Source organism: Micromonospora narathiwatensis (assembly GCF_900089605.1).
Lineage (GTDB): Bacteria > Actinomycetota > Actinomycetes > Mycobacteriales > Micromonosporaceae > Micromonospora > Micromonospora narathiwatensis.
Map to the genome: position 1 here is coordinate 3,616,514 of NZ_LT594324.1, position 16,676 is coordinate 3,633,189.

The 16,676-nt window shown below is 74.3% G+C and carries 17 protein-coding genes; all 17 read right to left on the minus strand.

Annotation, left to right across the window (positions count from 1 at the left end):
* Positions 1–35: 35 nt before the first annotated feature.
* Positions 36–1,553, minus strand: coding sequence for an AAA family ATPase (locus tag GA0070621_RS15300; RefSeq protein ID WP_197673904.1), 1,518 nt, complete (start codon positions 1,551–1,553; stop codon positions 36–38).
* A gap of 118 nt (positions 1,554–1,671) precedes the next feature.
* A complete protein-coding gene (locus GA0070621_RS15305; protein ID WP_167666940.1) occupies positions 1,672–2,550 on the minus strand; it encodes a hypothetical protein in 879 nt (292 codons plus the stop codon).
* Between the two features lie 49 nt (positions 2,551–2,599).
* Positions 2,600–3,544 carry an RluA family pseudouridine synthase gene (locus GA0070621_RS15310; RefSeq protein ID WP_091196105.1) on the minus strand — a complete coding sequence of 315 codons (945 nt, stop codon included), beginning with the start codon at positions 3,542–3,544 and terminating at the stop codon, positions 2,600–2,602.
* Positions 3,541–4,167, minus strand: a complete 627-nt coding sequence (lspA, locus tag GA0070621_RS15315; protein ID WP_091196108.1) for a signal peptidase II — start codon at positions 4,165–4,167, stop codon at positions 3,541–3,543. Before lspA ends, GA0070621_RS15310 begins: the two co-directional genes overlap by 4 nt.
* Positions 4,168–4,235: 68 nt before the next feature.
* On the minus strand, positions 4,236–4,655 hold the full coding sequence (locus GA0070621_RS15320; RefSeq protein WP_091196111.1) for a TraR/DksA family transcriptional regulator: 420 nt from the start codon (positions 4,653–4,655) through the stop codon (positions 4,236–4,238).
* 224 nt (positions 4,656–4,879) lie between these two features.
* Entirely contained in the window at positions 4,880–6,382 is a 1,503-nt protein-coding gene (locus tag GA0070621_RS15325; protein WP_091196114.1) for a potassium/proton antiporter, read from the minus strand.
* A 22-nt stretch (positions 6,383–6,404) separates the two neighbouring features.
* The gene (locus GA0070621_RS15330; protein ID WP_091196117.1) at positions 6,405–6,713 is read right to left on the minus strand and encodes a DUF167 domain-containing protein; all 309 of its coding nucleotides are present in this window, start codon (positions 6,711–6,713) and stop codon (positions 6,405–6,407) included.
* Positions 6,714–6,715: 2 nt separating this feature from the next.
* Entirely contained in the window at positions 6,716–7,387 is a 672-nt protein-coding gene (locus tag GA0070621_RS15335) for a hypothetical protein (protein ID WP_091196122.1), read from the minus strand.
* A gap of 73 nt (positions 7,388–7,460) precedes the next feature.
* Entirely contained in the window at positions 7,461–8,267 is an 807-nt protein-coding gene (locus GA0070621_RS15340; RefSeq protein WP_091196125.1) for a DivIVA domain-containing protein, read from the minus strand.
* Positions 8,268–8,308: 41 nt separating this feature from the next.
* A complete protein-coding gene (locus tag GA0070621_RS15345) occupies positions 8,309–8,614 on the minus strand; it encodes a YggT family protein (protein WP_091196127.1) in 306 nt (101 codons plus the stop codon).
* A gap of 28 nt (positions 8,615–8,642) precedes the next feature.
* Positions 8,643–9,350: a cell division protein SepF gene (locus GA0070621_RS15350; protein ID WP_091196129.1), complete on the minus strand. Its 708-nt coding sequence runs from the start codon at positions 9,348–9,350 to the stop codon at positions 8,643–8,645.
* 194 nt (positions 9,351–9,544) lie between these two features.
* Positions 9,545–10,294: a YggS family pyridoxal phosphate-dependent enzyme gene (locus GA0070621_RS15355; RefSeq protein WP_091196130.1), complete on the minus strand. Its 750-nt coding sequence runs from the start codon at positions 10,292–10,294 to the stop codon at positions 9,545–9,547.
* A gap of 9 nt (positions 10,295–10,303) precedes the next feature.
* On the minus strand, positions 10,304–11,419 hold the full coding sequence (gene ftsZ / locus GA0070621_RS15360; protein WP_091196132.1) for a cell division protein FtsZ: 1,116 nt from the start codon (positions 11,417–11,419) through the stop codon (positions 10,304–10,306).
* A 243-nt stretch (positions 11,420–11,662) separates the two neighbouring features.
* On the minus strand, positions 11,663–12,481 hold the full coding sequence (locus GA0070621_RS15365; protein ID WP_091196134.1) for a cell division protein FtsQ/DivIB: 819 nt from the start codon (positions 12,479–12,481) through the stop codon (positions 11,663–11,665).
* Entirely contained in the window at positions 12,478–13,968 is a 1,491-nt protein-coding gene (gene murC / locus GA0070621_RS15370) for a UDP-N-acetylmuramate--L-alanine ligase (RefSeq protein ID WP_091196135.1), read from the minus strand. Before murC ends, GA0070621_RS15365 begins: the two co-directional genes overlap by 4 nt.
* A 28-nt stretch (positions 13,969–13,996) precedes the next feature.
* The gene (gene murG, locus GA0070621_RS15375; protein WP_091196137.1) at positions 13,997–15,103 is read right to left on the minus strand and encodes an undecaprenyldiphospho-muramoylpentapeptide beta-N-acetylglucosaminyltransferase; all 1,107 of its coding nucleotides are present in this window, start codon (positions 15,101–15,103) and stop codon (positions 13,997–13,999) included.
* The gene (locus GA0070621_RS15380; protein WP_197674057.1) at positions 15,103–16,509 is read right to left on the minus strand and encodes an FtsW/RodA/SpoVE family cell cycle protein; all 1,407 of its coding nucleotides are present in this window, start codon (positions 16,507–16,509) and stop codon (positions 15,103–15,105) included. The genes murG and GA0070621_RS15380 overlap by 1 nt, the downstream gene beginning before the upstream one ends.
* Between the last annotated feature and the right edge of the window lie 167 nt (positions 16,510–16,676).

Consider the following 16,676-nt stretch of genomic DNA (forward strand, 5'->3'; position numbering starts at 1 on the left):
ATCCTCTCAGGCGGCGGCCCGGCGTGGGGCGGCGGTCAACGGGTGAACGGCTCCAGCATCACCGCGGCGGCCTTGAGCCAGGCATGCCGGGTCTCCGCCTGGAGCTGGTGGTACTCGATCGAGGAGCCGGTCTCCAGCGCCGGGTCGTAGGGCACCACGGCGACCGCCCGGGTCCGGGTGGCGAAGTGCCGCTCCAGGTCGTCCTGCAACGTGCTGCGCCCCGGCGTCGGGCAGGAGATCAGGGTCACCGCGTTGTCGGCCAGCTCGCCCATGCCCACCTCGTGCAGCAGGTCGAGCATCCAGTCCGCGCTGAACGCCGCGTCCTCGCGCGGCACGGTGGTCACCACGAGCTGGTCGGCGGCCTGCATGACGGTACGCCAGTTCGGGCTCTCCACGTTGTTGCCGGTGTCCACGCAGACCACCTCGTGGGTACGCCGCAGCAGCTCCAGCACCCGCTTGACGGTGAACTGGTCCAGCCGCTGGGCGAACCGGGGGCTCTCCTCGCCGGCCAGCACGTCGTACGAGCCGTCGGAGGCGTGCCGCAGGTAGTCGTCGAGGTGCTCCAGCAGGGTGTTGCCCTCCAGGATCTCGATCTGGGCGAGATCGTGGATCAGGTGCCGGATGGTGCGGGCGTGCCGGGCGCTGCCGGCCCGCAGCCCGAGGGTGCCGCGCAGCTCGTTGTCGTCCCAGGCGAGCACCCCGCGCCCGCGTACGCTGCCCACGGTCGCGGCGGCGAGCACGGTGGCGGTGGTCTTGTGCACCCCGCCCTTCGGGTTGGCGAAGGCGACCACCCGGGGGCCGCCCAGCTCGCGTCGGAGCACCCCGGTGGCCCGCTCCAGCCCGTTGTCCGGCTCCGGGGCGCGCCACTCGACCCGGGCCCGCTCGACCCGCGCCGGGTAGCCGTCGGCGGCCGGCGGGGCCGGGTACGTCGGCGCGGGCGGGGCCGGATAGCCGTCGGCGGCCGGCGGGGCCAGCTCCGCGGGCTGGTGGTCCTCCGGGCGGTAGCGGCCCCGGTCCAGCAGCGCGTACCGGGACTCGGGCGGGGACGGGTCGGCCCGGTGGCCGTTGTCGAGCAGCGCGTACCGGGAATCCACGGAGGCGGTGCCCCGACCGCGCGCCGGCTCGGGGTCGGCCCGGTACGTCGGCTCGGCCCGCCACGACGGCTCGCCGCGCTGTTCCGGCTCGGTGCGGTACGTCGGCGCCCCCTGGTACGGCGGCTCGGCGCCGTAGCCCGGGTCGGCCCGGTAGGCCGGCTCCACCCGGTAGGTCGCCTCGGCGCGGTAGGGCGGCTCGGCGCCGTACCCGGGCTCGGCGGGTGGCCCCACGGGCTGGGCCCGGCCGGTCCACCCGGTGCCGCCGCCACGCCGGGGCATCGGCTCGGGGGGCTGCGGTGGGTACTCCTCGGCGCGGCGGTCCGTCTCGGCGTGTTGCTCCACGCCGCGACCGCCGAGCCGGGCCCGGTCGAGCAGCGCCCGCCATCGCGGTGCCGGCTCAGCCTGCCGACCCCAGCCGGTCTCGCTGCCGTCCACGGCTCCGCCCCTCCCCAGCACCATCGATCATTGCCTGACAGGCTACGAACGAAACCCTATTCGGACCACACCCTGCTTCGCACATCCCCCGGGTGTTCCTGCCCACCACCGGTCCGGCCGGCGACCGGTCGACGAACGTGTCTCAGGAGGTGGGGGCGGGGTTCGGAGGTCCCGCACCGGTCGGCGAGCGGCCGGAGGACGGTGAGGACCCGCTCACCGTCGGTGCGGCTTCCGACGAATCGCCCGGTTCCGGGTCGGCCAGTCCGGTGTCGGCCGGTGGCCGGACGACGTCCTGCTGCTCGGGCAGCGGCGGGGTGAACACCGTACGGTCCAGCCGCCGCACCTCCGGCGCGGCGTCGACCACCCGTACGCCGGGGTGGTCGGCCAGGGCCCGCAGCGCGTCCGGGCTGTCCCGGACCACGGCGGCGTACACGCAGGCGCAGCCCGACCGGTACGCGTCCGCCTCCCGGGCCGAGACCGCCGCGCCCGTGTCGTACACCCGACGCAGTTCGGCGTCGGCGGTGGCCGCCGGGGCGGCGGCGCGGGCCCGGTAGTCGGCGGCCTCCCGGTCCTTGCGGGTGGCCACCTCGACCATCCCGGCGACCACGTCGTCGGGCAGGCGCATCGCGGCGATCCGGACGATCTCGGTCTGCCGGTCGGGCAGCGGCAGCCGGGCGACCACCTCGGCGACCGGGGTGCCGCCCAGCGTCTCGGCCAACCGGGCCGGCGTCAGGTACGCCGCGAACGAGACCAGGGCCCAGTCGCCCGGACCCGGGGTGGCCGGTGCGGCCAGGGCGGTCAGCTCGGCGGCGGCCCGGCGCCGGTAGTCCGGGATCGAGTCGCCGTCCGCCACACCGACCCGGGTGACCTCGCCGACCGTGCGGTCCGCGACCGGCTCGCGCCGGCGCTCCCAGAGCCCGGCGGCCAGTACCGCCAGCGCGCAGGCCAGCGCGATCCAGGTGAGCGGGCCGGACCGCGACGGTCGGCGCCGGGACGGGCGCGGCGACACGTCGGCGGACACGGTGCTGCTTCCCCTCGTCGGGCGGTGGGCGGTTCGGGTACGGGACGGGTCAGTCGCGGAGGATCTCCAGCGCCCGGGCCAGGTCGTCCGGGTAGTCGCTGACGAAGGTGACCTCCACGCCGGTGCGCGGGTGCAGGAAGCTCAACGAACGGGCGTGCAGCCACTGCCGGGCCAGCCCGAGCCGGGCCGAGAGCGTCGGGTCGGCGCCGTAGGTGAGGTCGCCCACGCAGGGGTGCCGCAGCGTGGAGAAGTGCACCCGGATCTGGTGGGTACGCCCGGTCTCCAGCTTCACGTCGAGCAGGCTGGCGGCCGGAAACGCCTCCAGGGTGTCGTAGTGGGTGATGCTCGGCTTGCCGCCGGAGACCACCGCCCAGCGGTAGTCGTGGTGCGGGTGCCGGTCGATCGGCGCGTCGATGGTGCCGCACAGCGGATCCGGGTGGCCCTGCACCACGGCGTGGTAGCGCTTCTCCACCTCGCGGTACTTGAAGGCCCGCTTCAGCGCGGTGTACGCCGGCTCGCTCTTGGCCACCACCATGATCCCGGTGGTGCCGACGTCGAGCCGGTGCACCACGCCCTGCCGCTCGGCGGCGCCGCTGGTGGAGATCCGGTGGCCGATGGCGGCCAGCCCGCCGATGACGGTCGGGCCGGTCCAGCCGGGGCTCGGGTGGGCGGCCACCCCGACCGGCTTGTCCACCACCACGATGTCGTCGTCGGCGTGCACCACGGTCAGCCCCGGCACGGCCTGCGGCACCACGGTCGGCGGGGCGTCCGGCGCGGGCAGCGTCACCTCCAGCCAGGAGCCGGCCTTGACCTTGTGCGAGTTGGCCCGGGCCGTGCCGTCGACCAGCGCGTCCCCGGAGTCGACCAGGGTCGCCGCGGCCGTCCGGGAGAGCCCGAAGAGCCGGGCGACGGCCTGGTCGAGCCGCATCCCGTCGAGGCCGTCCGGGACCGGCAGGGACCGGTGGTCGCCACCCGTGGCGAAGGCCGAGGTCACGCCCGCCCCCGCTGCTCGCCACCGGGGGCGGCCTCGGCGGACGTGGACGCGACGGGCTCCGCCGCCTCGGCGCCGGCCCGGCCGCCGTCGCGCTGCCGGCCGGTCAGCTCCAGCAGCACGGCCAGGATCACCCCGCACACCAGGGAGCTGTCGGCCAGGTTGAACACCGGCCACACCTGCCCGTACGGGTCGAAGAGGCTGACCATGTCGACCACGTGGCCGACGAAGTGCCCGGGCGCCCGGAAGATCCGGTCGGTCAGGTTGCCCAGCGCCCCGCCGAGCACCAGCCCGAGCGAGACGGCCCACGGCAGCGAACGCAGCCGCAGCGCCATCCAGCCGATCCAGGCGATGACCCCGAAGGTGATCAGCGGGAACACCCAGGTGTGGCCGGACCCGATGCTCCAGGCCGCGCCGCTGTTGCGGGTCAGGGTGAGGTAGACCGTGCCGCCGAGCAGCGACACCGGGCCCCGGCCGGTGAGCTCCGAGAGCGCGAGCTGCTTGGTGATCACGTCGGCGACGAGCGAGAACAGGGCGACGCCGAGGAGGACCCCGACCGCCCGGCGGCGGGGCGTGCCACGCCCGGACTCAGTGGTGCCGGACCCGGCGGGCGGTGCTGCGGTCATCTGCTCCCCATCGACGCGTTGCGACGGTGACCCTCACCGTCTGGCGGTCAAGCCGCCGGGAGCGTGCCTCAGCGTCGCTCCTCCAACTGCTTGCAGGTCACGCAGAGGGTGGCCGACGGGAACGCGGCGAGCCGCTCCACCGGGATCGGGTTCCCGCACCGCTCGCACCAACCGTACCCGCCCTCGTCGAGGCGCTCGAGAGCGCGCTCGACCTGCGTGATCCGTTCCTTGATGCTGTTGGCGAGGGAGATCTCCTGCTCCCGCTCGAACGTCTTGGTGCCGGTGTCGGCCTGGTCGTCCCCGGCCGAGTCGGTCAGCCGATCGCGCTGCAGCTCGGTGATCTCGCTCAGCGTCTGATCGTACTCGGCACTCAACTCGTCCCGCCGTGCCGCCAGGGCGGCCCGGATCTTCTCGGTCTCCGCCGCGCTGCGGGTGGCCTTCGCCACCGGCTTTCGGCCGGCGGTCCTGGTGTCGACTGGCTTCGCCATCGTCAGCTCCCTCGGCCGCGTTGCGCGGCGGTCGGCGGTGCCCGGGCAGGGGAGACCGGCACCGGTGTCCCCCGTGTACAAAACGGGCGCACGGCCACTCGGGCCGTGCACTCCGGAGGGTGGCAAGAATACGGAACGTACAGGCGTCCGACAACGTGCCGCACCGTCGCACCGCGATTCAGCCCCGAACACCCATCAATCGGGGCAAAGGGAACGCTAGCAGATCAGTCGTCCCGGTCCTCGCCGTACTCGCCAAACCAGCGGGCCAACCGACCCCGACGGCTCACCGCGCGCAGCCGCCGCTCCACCTCGTCACGTACCTCGGCGGTGGCGACGATGAGCAGGCTGTCCCCGACCTTGAGCCGGGTGCCCAGGCCGGGTACGAAGCCCGCCCCGTCGCGCAGCACCAGGGTCACCGAGGCGCCCACCGGCAGCCGCAACTCGTCCACGTGCACCCCGCCCAGCCGGGACCCCGCCGGCACCTCCAACTGGAGCAGGTCGGCCCGCATCCGTTCCAGCGGAGCCGTCTCGACCCGGATCTCGGCGGCCTCGGCCGGCGCGGTCACCCGGAGCCGGCGGGCCGCCGGAGCGAGGGTCCCGGCCTGGAGCAACGTGAAGATCACCACCAGCACGAAGACCGCGTCGAAAAGCCGGTCCGCCCCGGGCACCCGGAGCGACAGCGGGATGGTGGCCAGCACGATCGGCACCGCGCCGCGCAGCCCGGCCCAGGACAGGAAGAGCTGCTCGCGCGGGTGGAACCGGAACGGCAGCGCGGAGATCGCCACCGACAGCGGACGGGCGAGGAGCACCAGGGCCAGCCCGGTGACCATCGCCGGCAGCACCGCCTCGCCCAGCCGGCCCGGGGCGACCAGCAGGCCCAGCAGGACGAACAGGCCGATCTGGGCCAGCCAGGCCAACCCGTCGGCGAACCCGAGGATGGCCTGCCGGTGCGGCAGCCGGGCGTTGCCGAGCAGCACGCCCGCGACGTAGACGGCGAGGAAGCCCGAGGCGTGCAGCACCGAGCCGACCGCGTACGCCAGCACCGTGAAACCGACCACCGCGATCGGGTAGAGGCCGGCGGAGGGGAGCGCGGCCCGGCGCAGCGCGTACCGACCGGTGATCCCGGCGGCGACCCCGACGGCGGCACCGACACCCAGCTCGTACCCGACCAGGATGACCTCGTACCACCAGGGGTGGCCGGCCGCGGCGTCCCGGGACAGCAGCAGCACCAGGATCACCGCCGGGGCGTCGTTCATGCCCGACTCGGCCTCCAGGGTGGCCACCAGCCGAGGCGGCAGGCGCAGCCGGCGCAGGGTGGCGAAGACGGCCGCCGCGTCGGTGGAGGAGAGCACCGCGCCGTAGAGCAGCGCCAGCCGCCAGTCCAGCCCGAGCAGGAGGTGCACCACCGCACCGACGACCAGGATGCTGACCAGCACGCCGACCGTGGAGAGCGCGGTGGCCATCCCGAGCACCGGGCGCAGGGTGCTCCAGCGCGCGCTCAGCCCGCCCTCCGCGATGATCACGATGAGGGCGCAGAACCCGAGCACCCGGGTCAGCTCCACGTCGTGGAACCGGATGCCCAGCCCGGCCTCGCCGATCGCGACCCCCAGTGCGAGGTAGACCAGCAGACTCGGCACGCCGAGCCGGGTGGAGAAGCGCACCGCCCCCACCGCGACCAGCAGCACGGCCGCGCCGAGCAGCAGCGCGAGATCGAGCCCGGGGGTCATCCGCGGCCGGCCCGGGCGGTCCTCACTCGGCCGATCCGTCCCGCAGCCGACGCAGCACCTCGGGCAGCCCGGGAGCCGGGCGCTCAACCAGGAAGAGCTTGTCCCGGCTGGCCGCACCCGCCCGCAGGGAGACCCCCGCGGGCCGGACACCGAGGACGTCCGCGAGGGCCCGCCGGGCCGCCTCGGTGGCGCGACCGTCCACGGCGGGAGCGGTCACGGCGATGACCAGGGCCGGCCCGTGCGGGCCGTCGTGCCGCCCGCCGACCCGGGCACGGGAAGAGCCGGGCTTCACCCGGACGGCGACGGTGAGCGAGTCGTCCACGGCAGCCATGATCAGGCAGGCTCGGCGTCGGCGAGCAGGACGGTGGCGGGGGCGCAGCGGGCGCACGGGGTGAAGCCGAGCCCGACCGCCTCGGCGACCGGCAACGCCTCGTCGTCCCGGCCCAGCAGGTGGGGGCACTCGGGCAGGTGGAACCGGGGGTGGCCGTCGACCACCCGGACCGCGTCGTCGAGCCGGGCCAGCCGGACCAGATCGGCCGGCGACACGTGCTGCGGGGTCGGTTCGTCGTCGAACGGCTCCCCGCCGCCTGGCGAGGTGGGCGCCGGGTCGTCGCCGACGCCGTCGGACGGCTCCCGCTGGCCGGGCGGGGCGTACGGGTCGGTGGCCGACGGTTCGTTCGGGTCGGCGACCGGGGAGCCGGGCGGTTGCCGCCACCCGGACCCACCGGCACCGACCGTCGACGGGATGTGCTGAACGGGGATCTCCGGCTCGCCGGGCCGGGCCACGTACGGGGTGCCGGCCGGTTCGGTCCGGCTGCGGGGGCCGGTCACGCGGTCCGCCGTGGCCCGGTTGGCGGCCGCCTGGCGGGCAGCCGCGACGAGGGCGACGGCGGCCAGCAGGCTGGCCGCGATGGAGGTGGTCAGCAGCGGGCTGGACCCGTTGGCCAACCCGACCACCAGGAGCACGACCGCGACGAGGATGAGCAGGACACTGGCGAATATCACGACTCACCCCCGCCGCGTCGTGTCGGTCTGCGCAGTCGGCGCGGCCGTCAACCGACGGCCACCGACCGCGGGATCAGCGGCCGGACTCGAGCGAGCCGGCGCGACCGCCGCCGTAGGAGCCGGCGAGGCCGGCGGCGGCGAGCCCGTTGCTGCCCCCGGCGGCGCGGTTGCCCTCGCCGCGGTTGATCTCGACCTCGAGGCCCTGGCCGCGACCGTCGAGGTCACGCAGCTGGCTCTCCAGGTACGCCTTGAGGCGGGTGCGGTACTCGCGCTCGAACTGCTTGAGCTCCTCGATGTGCTTCTGCAGCGCGGTGCGCTTGGCGTCCAGGCCGCCCATGGCCTCCTGGTGCCGCTGGCGCGCGTCCCGCTCGAGGGCGTCGGCCTTGGCGCGGGCCTCGCGGGTGACCTCCTCGGCCTTGGCGCGGGCCTCGGAGAGCAGCGTGTCCGCCTCGCGGCGGGCGTCCGACACGTGGTCGTCGGCGGTGCGCTGGGCCATCATCAGCACCCGCAGCGCCTGCTGCTCGCCGTCGGCGGCGGAGGCAGCCGGGCCGCCCTGGGCGCGGACCTGCTCCAGCTCGGCCTGCATCGCCCGGGCCGCCTGCTCGGCGGCCGCCTTGTCGCGCTGCACCCGGTCGAGCTGGGCCTTGGCGTCGTTGAGCTCCGCCGCGAGCCGGGCGTCGCCGCCGGGGCCGGCGGGAGCGCCGCCCCGACCGCCGCGCTCCACCTGGGCGCGCAGCTCGTTGTTCTCCTCGATCAGACGGGCGAGCTCGCGCTCGACCTCGTCCAGGAAGGCGTCGACCTCCTCCTCGTCATACCCCCGCTTACCGATCGGCGGCTTTTTGAAGGCGACGTTGTGGACGTCGGCCGGGGTCAGCGGCATCGAAACTCCTCGGGTCAGTTGCGGCCGCGAAAGCGCGCTGGTCAGGCAAATGCCAGGAACAGCCGCCTAAACACGAGCTCCATCAGCACGAACAGGATAACCAGGAGCACAAGCGAGGCCAGGTCGATGCTCACGGTACCAATTCGCAGTGGTGGGATCACCCGCCTCAACGCGCGGAGGGGGGGATCAGTGACGCTCCACACCAGTTCCAGTCCGGCGGAGGCGCCCCGCCCGGGTTGCCAGCGACGGCCGTAGGCCAGCACGGCGCTGAGGACAAAACGGGCCAAAAGCACGAGCAGGAAGAAGTAGGCGATCAGGTAGAGCACCTGGAACAGGATCGACAACACGGCAGGCGACGTCCCTCGGTCGAGCGGGCTAGCTCAGGCTGAAAAAGCCGCCCTCAGCGATCTTGGCCTTGTCCTCCGCGGTGACCTGCACATTTGCCGGTGAGAGCAGGAACACCCGGTTGGTCACGCGCTCGATCGTACCGCGCAGGCCGAAGGCGAGCCCGGCGGCGAAGTCCACCAACCGGCGGGCGTCGGCCTCGTCCATCTCGGTGAGGTTGATGATCACCGGCACGCCGTCCCGGAAGTGCTCGCCGATGGTGCGGGCCTCGCGGTAGGTGGTCGGGTGCAGGGTGGTGATCTGGTAGCGCTGCTCCTCCTCGGCCACCACCGCCCGCTCCCGCGACTGCACCTGCGGCGCGAGGGCGAGGTTGTCCCGGGTGTGGTAGGTCAGCGCCCCGGAGGTCTCGCCGGCGCCGGAACGGGTGATGGACCGGACGCTGGACCGCTCGGTCCGCTCCGGGCGCTCGCGCTCACGCTCGACCTCGGCCCGGTCGGTGTCCACGGCGCGGCTCGCGGCGCGCTCGGACAGCCGGCCACGGTCGCCGAGCCGGGAACGGCTCACCGGCGGCTCCTCGGACTCCTCGTCCTCGTCGTCGGCGAACTCCTCCGCGTACCGGCTCGACCGGTAGCGCGAGTCCCGGTAGCCACCCTTGTCGTAGCCACCGTCCTCGTACGCCCGCTCGTCGTCCTCCTCGACGAGCCCGAGCCAGACCCCCGCCTTGCGCAGTGCACCCATCCCCGCGCCCTTCCGTCCGCCGTGCGGCACGCGCCCCCGTGCCGTGTCGCTTGATCACGAGTGGGCACCAAATGCCCACCGGACCGGATCGGCAATCCCCGGCAGGCGGTTCGCGGTCCGCCCACCACGGCCCCCGGGCTGCGGGAACGCCGCTCCTAACCACACTGATGTAATTTGCTTCTCTCGCGGCCAGGCTACCGCAGCGTGGGGCGCATTCCGAGCAACGCGCTCCCGACGCGGACATGTGTCGCGCCGTAGCCGATCGCGGCCTCCAGGTCGCCGCTCATCCCGGCCGAGAGCACGGTCGCCTCCGGATGCCGGTCGCGGAACCGTTGCGCCACCGCCGCCAGCCGGGCGAACGCGCGTTCCGGCTCCCAGCCCAGCGGGGCCACCGCCATCAGCCCGCCCAGTCGCAGCGCCCCGGCGCCGGCGACCGCCTCGGCCACCGGATCGAGCCCCCGGTCGGGATCCGCCGAGTCCGGCAGCGCCCCGCCCCGGGTCGGGTCCCCGTCGATGCTCACCTGCACCAGCACCTCCAGCGGCCGGTCCCGGCCGGCCGCCGCGGCGGCGGCGTCGAGCGCGGCGGCGAGCCGCCCGCTGTCGACCGACTGGACGACGTCGGCGTACCGGACCACCGACCGGGCCTTGTTGCGCTGCAACTGCCCGATGAAGTGCCAACGCGGCGTGACCCCGGCCGCCGCCACCTCGGCCGCCTTCGGCGCCGCCTCCTGGTCGCGGTTCTCCCCCACGTCGGTCACCCCGAGCCCGGCCAGGGCCACCACGTCGCCGGCCGGGTACGTCTTGGTAACCGCGACCAGGGTCACCGCGCCGCGGTCCCGGCCGGCGGCCACGCAGGCGTCGGCGATGCGCGTACGGATCCGGGCGAGCCCGGCCGCCAGCTCGGCGCGGCGGTCGGGTCGCACCGGGGCAGGTGTGTCGGTCATCGGCGCGGCTCAGGACCCGTTCTTGAGGAAGTCGGGCACGTCGACGTCGTCGAAGAGAACCCGACGCGGCGACTGCTGCGGGGTGCTCATGGTGGTCGGCGGCGTGACCGGCGTGTTCGCCTGGGCCGGCTGGTTCTGGTTGGACTTGCGGGCCGGCTCGACCGCCTTGTACGCGGGCGCGCCCCCGTCGAAGCCCGCCGCGATCACGGTCACCCGCACCTCGTCGCCGAGCGCGTCGTCGATGACCGCACCGAAGATGATGTTGGCGTCCGGGTGCGCCGCGTCGGTGACCAGCTGCGCGGCGTCGTTGATCTCGAACAGACCCAGGTCGGAGCCGCCGGCGATGGAGAGCAGCACACCGCGCGCGCCGTCCATGCTCTGCTCCAGCAGCGGGCTGGAGATGGCCGCCTCGGCCGCCTCCACGGCACGGTTCTCGCCGCGGGCGCTGCCGATGCCCATCAGCGCGCTGCCGGCGCCGCTCATCACGCTCTTGACGTCGGCGAAGTCCAGGTTGATCAGACCCGGCGTGGTGATCAGGTCGGTGATGCCCTGGACACCGGAGAGGAGCACCTGGTCGGCGGTGCGGAAGGCGTCCATCATGGAGATGTTGCGGTCGCCGAGGGCGAGCAGCCGGTCGTTCGGGATGACGATGAGGGTGTCGCACTGGTTGCGCAGCTCCTCGATGCCCGCCTCGGCCTGCACCTGGCGGCGCTTGCCCTCGAACGAGAACGGCCGGGTGACCACGCCGATGGTGAGCGCGCCGAGCTTGCGGGCGATGTTCGCCACCACCGGCGCGCCGCCGGTGCCGGTGCCGCCGCCCTCGCCGCAGGTCACGAAGACCATGTCGGCGCCCTTGAGCACCTCCTCGATCTCGTCGCGGTGGTCCTCGGCGGCGTTCTTGCCGACGTCCGGATTCGCGCCGGCGCCCAGCCCCCGGGTCAGTTCCCGGCCGACGTCGAGCTTGACGTCGGCGTCGCTCATCAGCAGCGCCTGCGCGTCGGTGTTGATCGCGATGAACTCGACGCCCTTGAGCCCAACCTCGATCATCCGGTTGACGGCGTTGACGCCGCCGCCCCCGATGCCGACGACCTTGATGACCGCCAGGTAGTTGTGCGGAGGTGTCATCTCCGGTCCTTTCCCTTCGAGATTGGCATGGGCCGACCCCACACGGCTTGGCCTGACCAGCGGTGGAGCATTGCTTTGCCCGACGAGGCCGACGACCGAAACCCTCACCCTCTACTAGAGGCTTAGAGCTATGTCAACCACTGATCTCTTCGGGGCAAGGTATGCGCCGCTGCGCGATGAGCCAAGGACCCTTCCGGCGTGTCGCCAGCCGGAGCGGGACGGCTCACTTTCCTGACCGGCGGATCATCGGAAGGTGACCACGTCCGGCGCGCTGACGTCGATCGTGTCGGCCTTCCGACCGAGCAGCGCGCTGGCCACCTTGGACTTGTCCGCGCCCCGGGTGGCGTCGCCCCAGACCACCGTCCGGTCGCCGCGCAGCCGCAGGCTGATCCGGGCCAGCCCGGCCACGTCCACGGAGACCAGTTCGGCGCGTAACCGCGGGTCGAGCGCGGCGAGCACCGCCAGCCCGGCCCGGGTGCCCGGGTCGTCCGGGGCCGGCCTGCCGACCCGGATCACCGGCAACCCGTCCGGGAGCCGGGGCACGCTCTGGAAGACCACCCCGGTACGGTCGATCACCGCGTACCCGTCGCCCTGCGGGACCGCCGCCACCGGGGTCCGCTCCACCACCCGGATCACCAGCGCGTCCGGCCACTCCCGCTCCACCGTGGCCCGCTCCACCGGAGCGAGCGCGCCTACCCGCCGGGCGGTCGCCGCCAGGTCCACCCGGGCCAGCGGCGTGTCGTCCGGGACGGCCGCGGCGGCGCGTACCTCGACCGGGGTGACCAGCCGCGCGCCGACCACCCGCACGTCGCGTACGCCGAACAGGCCGGTGCCCAACACGGTCCAGGCGACCAGCCCGGCGAGGGCGAGCACGGCGACGGTGACCGCCCAGGGCAGCGCCGCCCGCATCCGGCGCTGGCGGGCCCGCGCCATGAACCGCCGGGTGGACGGCGGCACCGCGTCCGCGCCGGCCCGGACCAGCTGCCACCGCCGCGCCGGGTTGCGCCGGCCGGTCCCGCCGTCCTGCCCACGGGTCCGGCCACGGGCCGGGCCGGGGCTCATCCGGCCGGGGTCGCCGCGCCGTCCGGGCCGACGCCGGTGCCGACCGCCGCCGCGTCGCCCGCCCCACCGGTACGGGCCAGCAGGGCGTCGAGCAGTTGGTCGCCCATCAGCGAGATCGGCGGCGCGCCCATGGTCACCACGACGTCGCCCGGTCGGGCCCGGCGGGCCACCTCGGCCGGCACGTCGTCCCACGCCTCGACGAAGACCTTCCGGTCGGCCGGCAGCGGCACCGCCCCGACCAGCGCGACCGAGCCCTCGCCCGGCTGGCGCAGCTCGCCCGGGCCGAACACCTCCAGCAGCACCAACTCGTCGGCGATGCCCAGGGCGGCGGCGATCTCCGCCTGCAAATCCCGGGTGCGGTAGAGCCGGTACGGCTGGAAGACCACGATCAGCCGGCCCTCGCCGGCCACCTCGCGCAGCGTCTGCAGGGCCAGCGTCATCGAGGTCGGGTGGTACGCGTACTCGTCGTAGACCAGCACGCCGTCGGCGACGCCCTTGCGCTCGAAGCGCCGCCGCACGCCGGGGAACGCGCCCAGCGCCGCCTCGGCCGCCTCGATCGGCAGCTCCAGCAGGTACGCGGCGAGCACCGCGGAGGCGCTGTTGAGCCCCATGTGCCGCCCCGGCACCGGCAGCCGGATCTCGCCCAGCGACCGGCCCTCGATCTCGGCCAGGTAGCGCACCCCCTGGGCGGACGAGGCCATCCCGCTCAGCCGCAGGTCGGCGTCGGGCGACTCGCCGTACGTCCAGACCCGGCGCCCCTCGGTCCGCAGCGTGTCGGCCAGCCGCCGGCCGCCCGGGTCGTCGGCGCAGGTGATGATGAACCCGTCGGGGTCGGTGAGCCGGGCGAACTCGGCGAACGCCGCCTCCAGGGTGGCCAGGTCGCCGTAGGTGTTGAGGTGGTCCGCCTCGATGTTCGTGATGATCGAGACGTACGGGCGGTAGATGAGGAACGAGCGGTCGCTCTCGTCCGCCTCGACCACGAAATGTTCACCGGTGCCGTGGTGCGCGCCGGAGCCGACCTCGGAGATCTCCCCGCCGATCACGAAGGACGGGTCGGTGCCGGCCTGCTGGAGCACCATGGTGACCATCGAGGTGGTGGTGGTCTTGCCGTGCGTGCCGGCGACCGCGACCGTCCGCCGGCCGGTCATCGCCGCGGCCAGGGCCTCGGAGCGGTGCAGCACCCGCAGCCCGCGCCGGCGCGCCTCGACCATCTCCAGGTGGTCCTGCGGGATCGCCGAGGAGTAGACCACCGTGTCCACGCCGTCCAGGTTGGCCGCCTCGTGGGTCATGTGGATGGTGCCGCCCAGCGCCCGCAGGCCGGCCAGGGACGGCCACTCCCGCAGCTCGCTGCCGGAGACCGGCAGGCCCCGGGTGAGGAAGAGCCGGGCCAGCCCGCTCATGCCGACCCCGCCCACCCCGATCAGGTGGATCCGGCCCAGGTCCTCCGCGGTCATGGTGCCGGCGGGGGTGAACTGCGCGGTGTTCATGCCAGGTACCTTCCGGTCGCGGCGCCGCTCATCGGGACACCGCCTCGTAGACGAAGTTCAGCAGGGCAACGTCGCCGTCGCGCCGGCCGTACGCGGCCGCGGCGGCACCCATCGCGGCGAGCCGCTGCGGGTCCCGGACCAGCGGGATCACCGTCCGCTCCAGCCAGGCCGGGGTCAGCTCGCCGTCGTCCACGAGCAGCCCGCCACCGGCCTCCACCACGGGCAGCGCGTTGCGCTTCTGCTCCTGGTTGCTGTGCGGGTACGGGACGTAGATGGCGGGCAGGCCGATCGCGGCCACCTCGGCGCAGGTCATCGCGCCGCCCCGGGCCAGCATCAGGTCGGCGGCGGCGTAGCCCAGCTCCATCTCGGACAGGTACGGCAGGGTCACGTACGGCACCGGCAGGTCGGTGGGGACGGAGACCGGCTCGTTGCGCGCGCCGATCACGTGCAGCACCTGCACCCCGTTGCGGGCCAGTTCCTTGGCCGCACCGGAGACCGCCAGGTTGATCGAGCGGGCGCCCTGCGAGCCGCCGGCGACGAAGAGCACCGGCAGGTCGGGGCGGAGTCCGAAGTGGGCCCGGGCGGCGTTGCGCATGGCGGCCCGGTCCAGGCCGGCGATGCCCCGGCGCAGCGGCACCCCGACCACCCGGGCGTCGCGCAGCGACTCCGCCTGCGACGGCTGGTGCGGGAAGCCCACCGCGACGTTCTTGGTGAACTTCATCCCGAGCCGGTTGGCCACGCCCGGCGGCACGTTCACCTCGTGGATCACGATGGGCAGCTCGCGCCGCCACGCGGCCAGGTAGCCGGGCACCGAGACGTACCCCCCGAAGCCGACCACGACGTCGGCCCGCACCTCGTCGATCACCTTGCCCGCCGCGCGGGCCGCCTTCCACATCCGGTCCGGGGTGCGGACCAGGCTCATGTTGATCGAGCGGGGCAGCTGGTAGGCCGGAATCTGCCGCAGGTCGTAGCCGGCCGGCGGGATCAGCTCGTTCTCCAGGCCCTTGGGTGTGCCGAGGCAGGTGATCCGGACGCTCGGGTCGTGTCGGCGCAGGCAGTCGGCGAAGGCGAGCAGCGGGTAGATGTGCCCACCCGTACCCCCTCCGCAGAGCACCACCGAACGCAGCGGACCCATCAGCGTCTCCTCTCGCTCGCCGTGCCGGCGCGCGTCCGGCCCGGCCGTGGGCCGCGGGCAGCGGCCTGGTCGTCGGAGCGCCGCGTCCGGGACCGGGGTACGGACCCTCGGTCCGGCGGTGGCGTCGCCGGCCGGCGACGCCGGCCGGGAAGCGGCGGCAACGGGGCCCAGACTAGTCGGACCCATCGGGCCGGTGGACGGGCATGCAGGGCTCGGGCCGCGTCCGGCTCGGCGCGGGCGAAGGAGGCGAGCATGCCGACCGCCGCGAGGGTCACCACCAGGGCGCTGCCGCCGTCGGAGATGAACGGCAGCGGCACGCCGGTCAGCGGCAGCAGTCCGGTGACCCCACCGATGTTGATCACCGCCTGGCCGACCAGCCAGGCCGTGACGCCGGCCGCGGCGAGCCGGCGGAACGGGTCCTCCACCCGCCGGGCGATCCGCAGCCCGGTGTACGCCAGCACGGCGAAGAGCACCAGCAGCACGGTGCAGCCGACCACGCCCAGTTCCTCGGCGACGATCGCGAAGATGAAGTCGTTGTGCGCCTCGGGCAGCCAGTCCCACTTGAAGGTGCTCTTGCCCAGGCCGACCCCGAACCAGCCACCATGGTCGATGGCGCTGCGGGCCTGGACGGTTTGGTAGCACCAGCTCTCGAAGCACTCCTTCGGATCGGGCGGGTTGACGAACATGGTGAGGCGGGCCAACCGGTAGTTGTCGGCGTCCCGCGATCCCGAGCCGGCGCCCAGCGAGGCGGCGGCGACCAGCAGGCCGACGCCGGCCAGGCCGACCCCGGTGAGCGCGGCGAAGACCTGGAGCCGGACGCCGGCCGCCCAGAGCAGGCCGACCACCAGCGCGAGGAGGCAGAGCATGCTGCCCAGGTCGTTGTAGCCGACCAGCACGAAGAGCAGGCCGACCACCGGGAAGAGCGGGGTGGCCAGCTCCTTCCACCAGCCCAGCGTGGCGCCCTTGCGGGCCAGCACGTGCGCACCCCAGAGCACCAGCGCGAACTTGGCCACCTCGACCGGCTGGATGGTGACCGGGCCGAGGAAGAGCCAGAGCAGGTCGGCCTTGAGCGGGCCGATCGACTCCACCCGGAACAGCGCCTCCAGGGCGACCAGCAGGTTGAGGATCAGCAGCAGCACCACCGCCACGCCGAGGGCCGGCCGGGCCAGCGCCCGGAAGGTCCGGGCCGGCAGCCGCTGGCAGGCCCAGAACGCCACGATGCCGATCACCGCGAAGACCGACTGCCGGACCAGCGACGCCGACGCGTCGCCGCCCGTGGCGAAATCCCGCACGCTGGTGGTCGAGAAGACCATGGTCAGGCCGATCAGCAGCAGCAGGCCGGCGCTGGAGAGCAGCAGGTAGTAGGAGGCCAGCGGCCGGGCCAGCAGCCCGCGCAGCGCAGCCAGCCCGCCGGCGGCGTCCCAGCCGAGCAGCGGGGCCGGCGGGTCCGCCGTCCGGGTCGCGGCGGGCGGCCGGCGGACCGGCGTGTCGGTGGTGCCCTCGGTGTCTCGTCCCTCCCCCACCCGCTCATCATCGCGGCTCGGCCCGCCCGCCCGTGGCGCAACCGCCCGGT